A 13,470-nucleotide genomic window follows, 5' to 3' on the forward strand; every position below is an offset into this window, starting at 1 on the left:
GCCTTCCCAGTGGCGTACGTCACACAGGGGGACGGCGGTTGCCGGCGGTGCGTGGCATCCTGGCGCCATGGCAACTCCCCTTGATCCCAGCGCCCTTGCCGACCAGGTCGAGCGACTCCTCGCCGTCGGCGGTCCGTTGCCGATCGTCGCCGCCGGTGATCCGGTGCTGCGCCGCGCCGCCGTGCCCTACGAGGGCCAGCTCGGCCCGGAGCTGCTGGCCCGCTTCGTCGAAGCGCTGCGCGAGACGATGCACGCGGCCCCGGGCGTCGGTCTGGCGGCCCCTCAGGTTGGGGTGGGACTGCGGATCGCGGTCATCGAGGACCCGGCACCGGTGCCGGAGGAGGTGCGGGTGGCGCGCGGGCGCGTGCCGCTGCCGTTCCGGGTGCTGGTGAATCCGTCGTACGAGGCGGTCGGCGCCGGGCGTGCCGCGTTCTTCGAGGGGTGTCTGAGTGTGCCGGGCTGGCAGGCGGTGGTGTCCCGGCCCGCGACGGTGCGGCTCACGGGCCAGGACGAGTACGGGCGTGCGCTGGACGAGGAGTTCACGGGGTGGCCGGCCCGGATCGTCCAGCACGAGACCGACCATCTGGACGGCACCCTCTATCTCGACCGCGCCGAGCTGCGCTCGCTGTCCTCCGGCGCGGCCATGGCGGAGCGGTGGGCCCAGCCCACGCCGGCCGAGGCGGCCAGGGAGCTGGGCTTCCCCCTCTGACCGCGCCGGCCAACCAGGCCTGCCCTGCTCCTACTTGCCGTCCCGGTAGGCCTCGAGGAGCCGCAGCCAGACCTCGCTGATCGTCGGATACGAGGGCACCGCGTGCCACAGCCGCCCGAGCGGCACCTCCCCGGCGACGGCGATCGTCGCCGAGTGGATCAGTTCGCCCACGCCGGGGCCGACGAAGGTCACGCCGAGCAGGGTTTCGAGGTCCAGGTCGACGACCATCCGGGCGCGACCCCGATAGCCGTCGGCGTACAGACCGGCGCCCGCCACCGAGGCGAACTCCACGTCGACGGCGCGCACCCGGCGGCCGGCCTGCTCGGCCTCGGCGAGGGAGAGGCCGACGGCCGCCGCCTCCGGGTCGGTGAAGACGACCTGCGGTACGGCGCCGTGGTCGGCGGTGGCCGAGTGGGCGCCCCAGGGGTCGGTCTCCAGCAGCGGTACGCCGGCCGCGCGGGCGGCGATGGCGGCGCCCGCGATCCGGGCCTGGTACTTGCCCTGGTGGGTGAGGAGGGCGCGGTGGTTGACGTCGCCGACCGCGTAGAGCCAGTCGCTGCCGGTGACCCGGAGGCTGTCGTCGACGGGCAGCCAGGAGCCCGGTTCCAGGCCGACCGTGTCGAGGCCGATGTCGTCGGTGCGCGGGGCGCGTCCGGTGGCGAAGAGGATCTCGTCGGCCTCGATCCGGTCGCCGGTGTCCGTGACCGCGACGACGGTGCCGTTCTCCCTGGTCACCGAGGAGACCGAGATCCCGGTGCGGACGTCCGCACCCGCCTCCGCCAGCGCCTCGGCGACCAGTTCGCCCGCGAAGGGCTCCATGCGGGGCAGCAGGCCCTTGCCGCGGACCAGCAGGGTGACCCGGGAGCCGAGTGCCTGCCAGGCGGTGGCCATCTCGACGGCGACGACACCGCCGCCGACCACGATCAGGCTGCCGGGCACCGACTTGGCGCTGGTCGCCTCCCGGCTCGTCCAGGGGCGGACCTCGGCGAGCCCCGGCAGGCCGGGCAGCTGGGCGCTGGTGCCCGTGCACACGGCGACCGCGTGCCGGGCGGTCAGTGTGCGGGTGGAGCCGTCCTGACCCGTCACCGTCACCGTGCGGGGTCCGGCCAGTCGTCCCTGGCCCCGGTAGAAGTCGGCGCCGATGCTCTCCAGCCAGCCGAGTTGGCCGTCGTCCTGCCAGTTCGAGGTCTCGTAGTCGCGGTGGGCGAGGACCGCTTCGGCGTCCAGGGGGCCCTGGACGAGGTGACGCAGGCCCGGCACCCGGCGGGCGTCGGCGCGGGCGATGACCGGGCGCAGCAGGGCCTTGCTGGGCATGCAGGCCCAGTAGGAACACTCACCGCCGACCAGTTCGCTCTCCACGATCGCGGTGGAGAGGCCGGCCGCGCGGGTGCGGTCGGCCACGTTCTCCCCCACGGGTCCGGCACCGAGCACCACGACGTCGTACACGTTGGTTTCCGTTTCCGTCATGGGGCCAGTCTGGTAGGTCGTGTGGCCCGTGGCGACATGGGTACGTGGGCGGAATAGCCAGTGACCGGGTCGTGTTGTGCGAACGCCACCGGTAAGGACCCGACAGCAGGAAGAGGAACCAGGTCATGAGCAGCACTGTGGAGCTCACCAAGGAGAACTTCGACCAGACGGTCACGGAGAACGAGTTCGTGCTGATCGACTTCTGGGCGTCCTGGTGCGGGCCGTGCCGTCAGTTCGCCCCGGTGTACGAGAAGGCCGCCGAGGACAACCCGGACCTGGTGTTCGGCAAGATCGACACGGAGGCGCAGCCGGAGTTGGCGCAGGCCTTCGGTATCCAGTCGATCCCGACGCTGATGATCGTCCGGGACCAGGTCGCCGTGTTCGCGCAGCCGGGCGCCCTGCCCGAGGCCGCCCTCACGGACGTCATCGGGCAGGCCCGCAAGCTGGACATGGACGAGGTCCGCAAGTCGGTCGCCGCCCAGCAGGCCCAGCAGGGCGAGTAGGAACCGACCCGCGCCCCTTCAGGGGCGCGGGGAACTGCGCGACCAGCCACGACGCACCCGCGGCCGACAACGCACCGGAGCTCTCTAGAAGGGGTACGGCGCGACATCCCCCCGCACAGTGGTCCACCGCACGTCGGTGAACGCCTCCAGGTTCGACTCCCCACCGAACCGCGCCCCCGTGCCGGACGCGGCAACCCCGCCGAAGGGAGCGACGGCCTCGTCATTGACCGTCTGGTCGTTGATGTGGACGATCCCCGTCGGGATGCGCTCGGCGAGTTCGAGCCCGCGCGCGGTGTCACGGGTGACGATGCCGAGGGACAGCCCGTAGGGCCCGGCGGCGGCGAGTGCGGCGGCCTCGTCGGCCGTGGTGAAGGAGCGTACGGGCGCGACCGGCCCGAACACCTCCTCCGCGTACGCCGGACTCCGGTCGTCGACATCGGCGAGGACCGTCGGCCGGTAGAAGAGGTCCTCGTGCGTGCCGCCGGCCGCGAGTCTGGCGCCGCTCGCCGCGCTGGACTCCACCAGGCCGTGGATCTTGGCGAGTTGGGCGCCGTCGATGATCGGGCCGAGGTGGACCTGCTCACGGTACGGGTCGCCGACGGCGAGGGAGTCGGCCTTGGCGGCGAGCCGCTCGACGTACTCCCCGTAGAGCGACTGGTGGACCAGGTGACGGCCGGTCGTCATGCAGATCTGGCCCTGGTGGAAGAAGGAGCCCCAGGCGGCGGTGGAGATGACCGCGTCGAGGTCGGCGTCCTCCAGGACGATCATGGCGGAGTTGCCGCCGAGTTCGAGGTGCACGCGCTTGAGGTGGCGGCCGGCGGCCTCACCGACGGCCCGGCCGGCCGTGGTGGAGCCGGTGAAGGAGATGAGCGGCACCAGCGGGTCGGCAACGAGCGCCTGGCCCGCGTCCGGGCCGCCCGGCAGGACGTGCAGCAGGTCCTCGGGCAGACCCGCCTCGGCGAAGACCGCGGCCAGGGAGAGCCCGCCGCAGACCGCCGTACGGGGATCCGGCTTGAGGACGACCGCGTTGCCGAGCGCGAGGGCCGGCGCGACGGAGCGGATGGAGAGGATCAGCGGGGCGTTGAACGGCGAGATGACGCCGACCACCCCGACGGGCACCCGCCGCGTGTAGGACAGCCGGGGCGCCTCGGAGGGCAGCACCTGCCCGGCCGGGCGGGAGGCGAGAGCGGCTGCCTCGTAGCACTCCTGGGCGGCGACGTGCAGTTCGAACTCGGCCTTGCCGGGTATGGAACCGGACTCGCGGACGATCCAGTCGCGCAGTTCCTCGGCGTGCGCGGCGAACAGGTCCCCCGCCCTGCGGAGCACGCCGGCACGGACGAAGTGCGGGGTGCGCGCCCAGGCGACCTGGGCGGTACGGGCGGTCTGCGCGGCGGGGCCGACGTCCTCGCCGGTGGCGAGCACGACCGTGCCGAGCACCTCGCCGGTGGCGGGCTCGGTGACGGCGTACTCGGGGCCCGACAGGGGACGGGCGGCCTGGGACTGCCAGGTCTTGGGGTCGAGCAACGGCATTGCGGCTCTCCGATCAGTCACCGGCGGGACGCGCGGAACGGCCGCGAGTCCCGTGTGGTTCGCGGCGTTCGTCAGCCGCGGGGCGGGATGCGGTGATCCGGCGCGCGGCCGAGCAGCACGCGGCGTCCGGTGGTCGACGGCATCCCCACTGGTTGAGCGTGCAACATCCTAGTCACGCCGTACGGAAACCGTCCTGCCGAAGTCACCCCGCACCAGAGGCAGTTCAGTGGTCGGCACGGCAGCAGTCGCCGGAGCGCACCACACCAAATGCGCACCGAAGCACACGAAATCGACACACCGTCGACACGCGCGAACACGCCGCCGAAGCGCCGCGCGGGCACGGCGGTTCAGCTGGAGTCGCGGTGGACGAGCGTCGCTCCGTGGACATGGTGGGCCTCGGCGTCGGTACCGGGGTTGCGCACCGCGCGGTCGACGAGTTCCGCGAGATCCCGTCCGGCCGGGAGTTCGATGTGCACCGTGCTCAGGCTGGGCCGCAGCAGCCGGCCGAGGAGCAGATCGTCGGCGCCGACCAGCGCCGTGTCGTCCGGGACGGTGACACCGGCGTCCTGCAGGGCCCGCATCAGCAGCATCGCGTACTCGTCGTTGAACGCGAAGACGCCGTCCAGGCCGAGTTCGGGCCAGCGCGCGGCGAGGCGGGCCGCGGACTCCTCCTCGTACGCGAGCGGCAGCACGGTCACCGACGCGTCCGTGCCCTCCACCGCGCCGCGCACCCCGTCGAGGCGGGGTTTGGAGAAGACCCTGAGGCCGTGCTCGTCCGGCACGACGACGCCGATCCGGCGGCGGCCACGGGCGTACAGGTGCGCGCCCGCCGCACGGCCGACGCCCGCGTGGTCGATGAGCAGGTTGTGCGCGCCCTCGATGCGCTCCGTGCCGAGCGTGACGACCGCACGGGCGCCGGAGCGCTTGAGGACGGCCACACCCTCGGGTCCGATCCCGCCGGTGGGCACGATGACGGCCGCCGGGCGCAGTTCGGCCCAGGCGCGGGCGGCCTCGTCACCACGCAGCCCGACGGACGCGTACTGGACCACGGTGTAGTCGAGGCGGCTGAGCGCCCACTGGAGCTCGTTGATGAACTGGCTGTAGAGCGGGCCGATCGGCACGCTCGGCGAGGGCATCAGGACCATGCGGCTGTGTCCGGCCCGCAGACTGCGGGCCGCCGCGTGCGGAACGTACCCGAGCTCCTTCGCCGCCTCGTGGACGCGCCGGCGGGTGGGCTCGCTGATCCGGACGGCACTGGTGTTGTTGAGGACGTAGGAGACGGTTGCGCGGGAGACGCCGGCCAGGCGTGCCACATCCGCGCTCGTGGGCACGGAGCGCGGCTGGGGTACCGCCGGGGCGGCCGAATTCGGTATCTGCACCATGACGTACGGCATCTTTGCAGAAGCTCGGGGCATGGTTTGGTCCGGGGGACTTCGCAATCGACCCGATAGCAAAGGACGGTTGACGAAAGCGCTTCGAGAAAGCGCTTTACCGATCCGCTTCACAAAGATCATTTCCGGTGGCTCCGGCCTGCCGGACAACCTGTTTCGGGGCCGCCCCGCGCACCACCGCGCACCGAACGCGCTTTCCGGACAGCCGGAGTCAAGTCCCGGACGGGTTCCCCGGGTTGACCACCTTCGGGCAGCGGAGTGCACCCCGAGCAATTGGCCGAAACTCGCGCTTCAATACGAAGCCGTACCGCCCGCGATCCGATCGACCAGGTCGATCCAGCCCGCCTCCAGCCTGGCCGGCGTCATCCCGCACTGCTTGGTCAGGTGATGGATCAGGGCCGGGTCCAGATATCCCATCAGCGTTTTCGCGAGGAGTTCGCAGTCGGCGTCCGGAATCGCCAGCCGCAGCAGCATGGTGATGTGACCGGACCGGACCAGGTGAGGTGCGGATGCGAAGCGGCGGCTCGGTTCGCCCTCGGCGGCCAGCTGCAGTTCGAGCTCGTCGAAGGACCGGCGCAGCACGGCAACCCCGAACGCGCGCAGCCGCTCCACCGGCGGCGCCCCGGGTCCGAGCGGCGGCGGGCCGGCCAGGAAGGCGGTCTGGAGCTTCTTCTCCGAGTGGTCGAGCAGGGCCATCAGCAGGCCGGTGCGGTCGCCGAAGCGCCGGAACACGGTCCCCTTGCCCACCTGCGCCGCTGCGGCCACCGCCTCCATGGTCACGCCGGCCGCGCCGTGCTCCGCCACCAGTCGCGCGGCGGCCTCCAGCAGTCGGGCCCGGTTGCGCGCGGCATCGGCGCGCAGGCACGGCTCGTCCGCCTGCACGCCGGCGCCGAGGCCGGGACCCAGTTCCAGGAACAGGGGCCCGTCGCTCTGTCGCTGGGGCTTCGGGAGAGGCGGCAGGGTGTCGGACATGAATGCAGCGTAACGCGTGAGGAAGAAAACTGGACCACGGTCCGTTTAACTGGTACAACTCTAAACGGACCCCGGTCCGGATGTCCCCGCCCTGTTTCAGCCCCCTGTGGAGCCTCAAATGTCTGTTCGCATTCTCGCCCTCGTCGGCAGCCTCCGCGCCGGTTCGCACAACCGTCAGCTCGCCGAGGCGGCTGCGAAGCACGCCCCTGAGGGCGCCGAGGTAGTGCTGTTCGAAGGCCTTGCCGACGTCCCGTTCTACAACGAGGACATCGACGTGGAGGGCAACGTCCCGGCCGCCGCCGTCGCGCTGCGCGAGGCCGCCGCCTCCGCCGACGCCCTGCTGCTCTTCTCCCCCGAGTACAACGGCACGGTCACCGCCGTGCTGAAGAACGCCATCGACTGGCTGTCCCGCCCGTACGGCGCCGGTGCCCTCACCGACAAGCCGGTGGCCGTGGTCGGCACCGCCTACGGCCAGTTCGGCGGCGTCTGGGCGCAGGACGAGACCCGCAAGGCCGTCGGCATCGCCGGCGCCAAGGTCCTTGAGGGCGTCAAGCTCTCCATCCCCGGCTCCGTGGTCCGCTTCGCCGAGACCCACCCCGCCGACGACGCCGAGGTCGCCGCGCAGCTGACCGAGATCGTCGGCCTCATCCACGGCGAGGCCGCGCCCGCCGTCGCCTGATCGACGTACGCATGGCGGAGGGCCGGAGCCTCTGAGGCTCCGGCCCTCCGCCATTCTGTCGTCCAGCCCTCCCGGCAGGCTCCCGGTGTCAGCCCAGCTCGGCCGCGCGCCGCGCCGCCGGGGCCACGAACTGCTCGATCCAGGCGGCCGGCTGGTCCGTACTCGGCCCCAGCATCACCGTCTCGATGCCGAACTTCGCGTAGCCCTCGATGTCCCGGAGGAACCCGTCGACGTCGTTGTTCGCCATCGGATCGCCCATGTAGAGAAGCGTCCTGGTGATGTCGTCGTACGGGCGTCCCACGCTTTCGCAGTGACCGCGCAGGACGTCGAGCTTGTGCCCGACCTCCTCCGGGGTGGTGGCGAACAGGTTGCAGGCGTCCCCGTACTGGGCGACCAGCCGCAGGGTCTTCCGTTCGCCACCGCCGCCGATCATGATCTCCGGGTGCGGTGCGCTGACGGGCGCCGGGACGCAGAGCGTCTCCGCGAGCCGGTAGTGGGTGCCCTCGAAGGGCCCGTTGGCGTCCGGGTCCCACATCTGGAGGCAGATCCGCAGGGTCTCCTCCAGCCGCTCGAACCGCTCGGCCGTCGACGGGTACGGCACCCCGAGTCCCTCGTGCTCCCGGTCGTACCAGGCCGCCCCGATACCGAGGGTGGCCCGGCCGCCGGAGAGGACGTCGAGCGTGGTGGCGATCTTGGCGAGCAGTCCGGGGTGGCGGTATGTGACACCGGTCACGAGCGCGCCGAGGCGGACCGTCGAGGTGTGGGCGGCGAGGAATCCGAGGGTCGTGTACGCCTCCAGCATGGGGTCCTCGGCGCCGCCGTTGAACTCCATCTGGAAGTAGTGGTCCATGACCGTGAGCCGGTGGACGCCCGCCGCCTCGGCCGCGGCTCCGACCGCCGCCAGTTCGGGGCCGAGCCCGGCGCCTCCCGCGGAGTGATTGAACCGATTGATGTGCACGCCCAGCCGCATGTCCGTCTCCGTTCGCCTTCGTCCAGCGGTGTTCGGAGCGACGCTAGTTCCTGGAGCGCACACGAAGTCAAGCCTGGGACCGGGCCGCCGCTTCGGCCTCCTCCTGCTTCTTCGAGGCCCGCAGGCTCGTCACGGTGGTGACGGCCAGTACGAGGACGATGAAGCCGAGCGAGAAGGGGATGGAGATCTCCGGGACGTGGACGCCCGACTCGTGCAGGGCGTGCAGTACCAGTTTCACGCCGATGAAGCCGAGGATGATCGACAGGCCGTACGAGAGGTGCACCAGCTTCTTCAGCAGACCGCCGATGAGGAAGTACAGCTGGCGCAGGCCCATCAGCGCGAAGGCGTTGGCGGTGAAGACGATGTACGGGTCCTGGGTCAGGCCGTAGATGGCGGGGATGGAGTCGAGCGCGAAGAGCACGTCCGTCGAGCCGATCGCGAGCATGACGACCATCATCGGCGTCATGATCCGCTTGCCGTTCTCCACGATGAACAGCTTGGTGCCGTGGTACCGGTCCGCGACTCCGAACCTCTCCTCGGCCATCTTCAGCAGCTTGTTCTCCTCGTACTCCTCCTCGTGCGAACCCGCCTTGGCGTCCTGGACGAGCTTCCAGGCGGTCCAGATGAGGAAGGCGCCGAAGATGTAGAAGACCCACGAGAACGTGGTGATGATCGCCGCGCCCGCCGCGATGAACCCGGCGCGCAGCACGAGGGCGACCAGGACACCGACCATCAGCACCCGCTGCTGGTACTGCGAGGGCACCGCGAACTTGCTCATGATGAGGACGAAGACGAAGAGGTTGTCGACGCTCAGCGACTTCTCGGTGATGTACCCGGCGAAGAACTCACCCGTGGGCTTGGTCCCGCCGTAGATCAGCAGCCCGATCCCGAACAGACAGGCGAGGACGACCCACACGACGGTCCAGATGCCGGCCTCCTTCAGGGACACGTCGTGGGGCTTGCGGCCGATGAAGAAGTCGATGGCGACGAGGACGCACAGGGCGACGACCGTCAGGGTCCAGACGGTGAATGAGACGTTCACAGGTACTCCTGGGAAGGGGTGGTCAGTGGCAGCGTTGTCAGCCCCCTTGATCACTGCCACCCCAAAGCGGTGAACAACGGGTCATCACCTGGCAAAATACCGAGGTCAATGGTATTGACCCCCCTCCCGGCCGGGCCGAGCGGGGCGGGCTACCCGCCGAATGGCGGACAAATCCCGCCGGACGGCGGCGTGCCGGAACCCGGCGGGCGCGCGGACCATCGTCGCGCATGATCCCCCGCACGCAGCATGAGGAGCAGAAGCAATGACGCTTACGCCGCCCCCGTTCGACCCGGAACTCGCCGCCGTCCTGGAGATGATCAAGGACACTCTGCCGCCCCAGCTGACCATGGACGACATCGAGGATGCTCGGGGCGGGGTCGGCATCGAGATGCTGGCCGACCTGGACCTGACGCTGGGGGGCGCCTTCGAGGTCGAGGACCGTGCCGTGCCGGGCCCCGAGAACGCGCCCGACATCTCGCTGCTGATCTGCCGCCCGGTCGCTCCGGCGACGGAGGGTCCGCTGCCCGTGATCTACCACGTCCACGGCGGCGGCATGATCCTCGGCAACAACCGCGTCGGTGTGGAGGCCCCACTGCGCTGGGCCAAGGAGCTGGGCGCGGTCGTGGTGTCCGTGGAGTACCGCTTGGCGCCGGAGCACCCTCATCCCGCGCCTGTCGACGACGTGTACGCCGGTTTGCTGTGGACCGCCGAGCACGCCAAGGAGATCGGCGGCGACGCCGAGCGGATCGTCATCGCGGGGGCCAGCGCGGGTGGCGGCCTGACGGCCGCGCTGGCGCTGCTCCTCAGGGACCGCAAGGGTCCGCGTCCCATCGGCCAGCTGCTGATGTGCCCGATGCTCGACGACCGAAACGACACCCCCTCCTCGTACCAGATGGCGAACCTGGGCGTGTGGGACCGCACGGCCAACGACACCGGCTGGACGGCGCTGCTCGGCGCGGAGCGCGGCGGCCCGAACGTCTCCCCGTACGCCGCCCCGGCCCGCGCGGAGGACCTGTCCGGCCTGCCCCCGGCCTTCCTGGACGTCGGCTCCGCGGAGACCTTCCGCGACGAGGTGGTCACCTACGCCACCCGCCTGTGGCAGGCAGGCGGAATCGCCGAACTACACGTCTGGCCGGGCGGCTTCCACGGCTTCGACGGCTTCGCCCCCCAGGCCTCCCTCTCCCAGACCTCCCAATCAGCCCAGCTGACCTGGCTCACCCGCCTACTCGCGCAGTAACCCCCCGAGGGGGACGGAGCCCTGGGGGCCGGGGGTCGGGGGCGCAGCCCCCACCCCCCAGGGGCGCGGGGAACTGCGCGCCCAGCCCCCACCGAACCCGCACCAGAGAACCGGGGGGCCGGGGGGCCGGGGGGCCGGGGGCCGGGGGCCGGGGGCGAAGCCCCCACCCCCAGGGGCGCGGGGAACTGCGCGCCCAGCCCCCACCGAACCCGCAGACAAGAACCGCCCAACCTGCGGAGCAACTGGCACGATGGGAGACATGAAAGAGCTGGCAGGCCGCCTAACCGCGGTCGACCCCGACGCCGGCGCCGCCGTCCGGGTCATCGCCTACTTCGACCGCCTGGCCGAACACCGCGCCGGCCTCGAGGCACTGGTGCGCGGCGCAGCCGTACTCGCCGGCTGCCCGGCCCGCCTGACCGACGCCGGACGGCGCGTCCATCTGCGGGTCGAGACCGACGGACGCCGCCGGGACACGGACCAGCCACCGGACCCCGCCTGGCCGTCCGCCGCGCTGTTCCCGGACGGCGCCCCGGCGCTCTGGCTGGAGCGGACCGGTGCACCCAGCGTCGTCGACGCGGTGATCCTGGAACGTGCGGCGGCCGTCATCCGCGTAGTCCTCGACCGCACCCGGGGCCGCGCCCCGGCCGCCTCGGCCGAGGATCCCGCGCTCGTCGAGACCCTTCTCGACGCCACCGCACCCGAGCAGGCCCGGCTGCACGCGGCCCGGCGTCTGGGCCTGGACCCTGCCGCCCCGGCCCACGCGGTCGCCCCGCTCGAGGGCCCGCCCCGTGTCCTGGCCGCCTCCGCCCTGCGCGGGCCGGTCCCCGCCGAGGGCCGGCTGCCGGGCCCGGAGGATTCCGCCCGTGCCAGACCGGCCACCACCGCCGCCACCACCGGCGTCGCCGCCGCCGTCGACTCCGTGCTACCGGCCGGCCGGGTAGGTGTCGGCCCCGCCGTGCCCGTACTCGAACTGCCGCATTCCTGGGCCGCAGCCCGTACCGCACTCCGTTTCACCGCCGAAGGCACCCCGCACGCCCCGGGACCCCGGGTCGTGTACGCCGACGAGCTCGGCGGCATCGGACTGCTCGCCGAGCTCGTCGTACCGGGGGCCGATCCGCCGCCCGATGTGCTGGCCCTGGAGGCCGCGGTCGCGGACGCCCCCTGGATGCTGGCGACGCTGCACGCGGTCGCCTCCACGGCGAGCCTGCGGGGAGCCGCCGTCGAGGTGAACGTGCACCACTCCACCCTCCAGGACCGGCTGAGCCACGCCGAGTCGCTCCTCGGGTGGCCCGTCCGTACCCCGCAGGGCCGCCTCAGGCTGCAACTGGCCCTGACCATGCGGCATTTGGGGCGCGCCCAGCCGTAGGAGCCACTACGCCCAGGCCGTCACCGGGACGAAGGAGCTGTCCTGGCGGAAGGTGTCCGTACCGTCCGTCACGTCCACGCGCAGCTGGTAGTTGTAGTGGCGCAGGAAGTAACCGGGGTAGTTGTACGACTCGAAGCGCACCGACCCCGACGCCGTGCCCGTCCGGGCGATGAACGTGGCGTCCTTCGCGAAGGTCGACGTGCCGTCGTTGGCGTCGAAGCGGGCCCGGAAGTCCCAGTGGCGAAGGTAGTTGCCGGAGCTGTCGCGGAACGAGTAGCCGCCCGAGTCGGCCAGCCCCGCGACCACGGTGAAGCTGGACGCCTGCTTGAGCGCGGTGGTGTCGGAGCCGCTGACCACGGGGAGGTTGAGCAGCGAGGACTGCACCTGCCAGTACCGCGTCGGGTAGTTGACCGACTGGAAGGAACGCGTGATGTTCTTCGCCAGGGTCGGGCCGCCGCTGACCGTCTCCTTGACCACCGTGAAGTGACGTGCCGTTCCGGAAATCGCGGGCAGCGCCTTCGCGGCGGTCCAGGTGGCGAAGGTGTCGTAGCTGTCGCTGTAGTAGTACTTCTTGTCGCCGTAGCCGTCGAAGAAGATCCGCCAGCCGCCGTTGTCGAGCTGGATCACGGACGGGCCTTCGCGGTAGCTGCCCCAGCCGGCCCAGTCGCCGGTCTTCTTGATGGTGTAGGGGCCGGCGAGGCTGGTGGCGGTGGCGTACTCGATGTACTTGGTCGTCTCGTTCTTCGGGAAGGCGTGGTAGGTGGAACCGATCTTCACGATGCAGGTGTCGATGTGGTTCGCTCCGATACCCGACAGCGCCACCGGTGAACTCCACGTCGTCAGCGCGGAGTTGGTGGCCTTGAGCAAATACGGCGTGAAGATCCACTCGTCGCTGGTGACCGAGCAGGACACGATGATGTTCACGCTGCCGTCGCTGTCGACGAACCACTCGGGCGCCCACGCGCGGGACAGGTTGGCGATCGGGACCGTGTAGTCGTACAGGAAGGTCCAGTTGACGCGGTCCGAGCTGCGGGCGAAGCCGATGGTGGTGCTGGGGTCCTGCCAGGTGTGGGTGGTGTAGGTGACGTAGTAGTAGCCGTTGGTGTGTTTGAAGACGCTCGCGTCGCGGATGCGGTTGCTGGGCGGGGTGTACGCCGAGGCCTTCACGAGACGGAAGTCGGTGGCGTCGTCGGACTGGTAGACGTTCACCGTGCCGTCGTTGCTGTCGAGGAACGGCACGATGGTGTAGCGCGTGGCGGAGCCGCTGGGCGGGGCCGCGGCGGCCGCTGTGCCGAGCAGTCCGGGCAGTTCGCCCAGGACGAGCCCCGAGACGGGAAGGGCGGCCAGCGCGCGCAGCAGGCTGCGACGGGAGGGCGTGGGGCGGGGACTGGTCACGTGCGGCTCCTTGGTGATCCAACCGACGGCTCTCCGCGTTCGACATTGCGAACGCAGTTCGGTAAATCGGTCAGACCGTAAGTCCGAGTCGTGCGCACGTCAATAGTTCGGACATACGCCGGACCTGTGAACTTCCGCCTGGCCACAGCGCATTCGACATCTCGCACAAGATCGCCCCGCAGGCCGTCGCGGTGCGGTCGTGAAGCTGT

12 protein-coding genes are annotated in these 13,470 nt (G+C 71.2%); 5 read left to right on the forward strand and 7 right to left on the reverse strand.

Annotated features, from left to right (window positions below; genetic code table 11):
* Positions 1 to 67 precede the first annotated feature (67 nt).
* Positions 68 to 709, forward strand: coding sequence for a peptide deformylase (locus ABZ855_RS05565; RefSeq protein ID WP_360801374.1), 642 nt, complete (start codon positions 68 to 70; stop codon positions 707 to 709).
* Positions 710 to 739: 30 nt separating this feature from the next.
* On the opposite strand, the gene ABZ855_RS05570 is transcribed toward ABZ855_RS05565, so the two are convergent.
* Positions 740 to 2,176, reverse strand: coding sequence for an NAD(P)/FAD-dependent oxidoreductase (locus ABZ855_RS05570; RefSeq protein WP_360801377.1), 1,437 nt, complete (start codon positions 2,174 to 2,176; stop codon positions 740 to 742).
* A gap of 125 nt (positions 2,177 to 2,301) precedes the next feature.
* Between ABZ855_RS05570 and trxA the strand changes: the two genes are divergently transcribed.
* A complete protein-coding gene (gene trxA, locus ABZ855_RS05575; protein WP_319202023.1) occupies positions 2,302 to 2,679 on the forward strand; it encodes a thioredoxin in 378 nt (125 codons plus the stop codon).
* A gap of 84 nt (positions 2,680 to 2,763) precedes the next feature.
* Here trxA and ABZ855_RS05580 read toward each other — a convergent pair whose 3' ends face one another.
* From ABZ855_RS05580 to ABZ855_RS05590, 3 genes are all read right to left on the reverse strand, one after another.
* Entirely contained in the window at positions 2,764 to 4,209 is a 1,446-nt protein-coding gene (locus tag ABZ855_RS05580; protein ID WP_360801380.1) for a benzaldehyde dehydrogenase, read from the reverse strand.
* 347 nt (positions 4,210 to 4,556) lie between these two features.
* Positions 4,557 to 5,603, reverse strand: coding sequence for a LacI family DNA-binding transcriptional regulator (locus ABZ855_RS05585; RefSeq protein WP_360801866.1), 1,047 nt, complete (start codon positions 5,601 to 5,603; stop codon positions 4,557 to 4,559).
* A 288-nt stretch (positions 5,604 to 5,891) separates the two neighbouring features.
* Complete coding sequence (locus ABZ855_RS05590; protein ID WP_360801383.1) at positions 5,892 to 6,572, reverse strand: helix-turn-helix domain-containing protein; 681 nt, start codon at positions 6,570 to 6,572, stop codon at positions 5,892 to 5,894.
* 118 nt (positions 6,573 to 6,690) lie between these two features.
* On the opposite strand from ABZ855_RS05590, the gene ABZ855_RS05595 reads away from it, so the two are divergent.
* Positions 6,691 to 7,251, forward strand: a complete 561-nt coding sequence (locus ABZ855_RS05595) for an NAD(P)H-dependent oxidoreductase (RefSeq protein ID WP_360801386.1) — start codon at positions 6,691 to 6,693, stop codon at positions 7,249 to 7,251.
* A gap of 88 nt (positions 7,252 to 7,339) precedes the next feature.
* Here the strand turns inward: ABZ855_RS05595 and ABZ855_RS05600 are convergent, their stop codons facing one another.
* Both ABZ855_RS05600 and ABZ855_RS05605 read right to left on the reverse strand, forming a co-directional pair.
* On the reverse strand, positions 7,340 to 8,221 hold the full coding sequence (locus ABZ855_RS05600; protein WP_360801389.1) for an LLM class F420-dependent oxidoreductase: 882 nt from the start codon (positions 8,219 to 8,221) through the stop codon (positions 7,340 to 7,342).
* 67 nt (positions 8,222 to 8,288) lie between these two features.
* Positions 8,289 to 9,263 carry a TerC family protein gene (locus tag ABZ855_RS05605; protein ID WP_360801392.1) on the reverse strand — a complete coding sequence of 325 codons (975 nt, stop codon included), beginning with the start codon at positions 9,261 to 9,263 and terminating at the stop codon, positions 8,289 to 8,291.
* 262 nt (positions 9,264 to 9,525) lie between these two features.
* Here ABZ855_RS05605 and ABZ855_RS05610 point away from each other — a divergent pair, with 262 nt between their 5' ends.
* Positions 9,526 to 10,500: an alpha/beta hydrolase gene (locus ABZ855_RS05610; RefSeq protein WP_360801395.1), complete on the forward strand. Its 975-nt coding sequence runs from the start codon at positions 9,526 to 9,528 to the stop codon at positions 10,498 to 10,500.
* A gap of 259 nt (positions 10,501 to 10,759) precedes the next feature.
* A complete protein-coding gene (locus ABZ855_RS05615) occupies positions 10,760 to 11,866 on the forward strand; it encodes a helix-turn-helix domain-containing protein (RefSeq protein ID WP_360801398.1) in 1,107 nt (368 codons plus the stop codon).
* A gap of 6 nt (positions 11,867 to 11,872) precedes the next feature.
* Here the strand turns inward: ABZ855_RS05615 and ABZ855_RS05620 are convergent, their stop codons facing one another.
* Positions 11,873 to 13,261 carry a glycoside hydrolase family 43 protein gene (locus ABZ855_RS05620; protein WP_360801401.1) on the reverse strand — a complete coding sequence of 463 codons (1,389 nt, stop codon included), beginning with the start codon at positions 13,259 to 13,261 and terminating at the stop codon, positions 11,873 to 11,875.
* Between the last annotated feature and the right edge of the window lie 209 nt (positions 13,262 to 13,470).

Source organism: Streptomyces sp. NPDC047042, assembly GCF_040644035.1.
Classification (GTDB): Bacteria; Actinomycetota; Actinomycetes; order Streptomycetales; family Streptomycetaceae; genus Streptomyces.

Excerpts from the sequence above, each read along its gene's own strand:
- ABZ855_RS05565 (WP_360801374.1), top strand. The coding sequence starts at position 68 with ATGGCAACTCCCCTTGATCCCAGCGCCCTTGCCGACCAGGTCGAGCGA.
- ABZ855_RS05570 (WP_360801377.1), bottom strand. The coding sequence starts at position 2,176 with ATGACGGAAACGGAAACCAACGTGTACGACGTCGTGGTGCTCGGTGCC.
- trxA (WP_319202023.1), top strand. The coding sequence starts at position 2,302 with ATGAGCAGCACTGTGGAGCTCACCAAGGAGAACTTCGACCAGACGGTC.
- ABZ855_RS05580 (WP_360801380.1), bottom strand. The coding sequence starts at position 4,209 with ATGCCGTTGCTCGACCCCAAGACCTGGCAGTCCCAGGCCGCCCGTCCC.
- ABZ855_RS05585 (WP_360801866.1), bottom strand. The coding sequence starts at position 5,603 with ATGCCGTACGTCATGGTGCAGATACCGAATTCGGCCGCCCCGGCGGTA.
- ABZ855_RS05590 (WP_360801383.1), bottom strand. The coding sequence starts at position 6,572 with ATGTCCGACACCCTGCCGCCTCTCCCGAAGCCCCAGCGACAGAGCGAC.
- ABZ855_RS05595 (WP_360801386.1), top strand. The coding sequence starts at position 6,691 with ATGTCTGTTCGCATTCTCGCCCTCGTCGGCAGCCTCCGCGCCGGTTCG.
- ABZ855_RS05600 (WP_360801389.1), bottom strand. The coding sequence starts at position 8,221 with ATGCGGCTGGGCGTGCACATCAATCGGTTCAATCACTCCGCGGGAGGC.
- ABZ855_RS05610 (WP_360801395.1), top strand. The coding sequence starts at position 9,526 with ATGACGCTTACGCCGCCCCCGTTCGACCCGGAACTCGCCGCCGTCCTG.
- ABZ855_RS05615 (WP_360801398.1), top strand. The coding sequence starts at position 10,760 with ATGAAAGAGCTGGCAGGCCGCCTAACCGCGGTCGACCCCGACGCCGGC.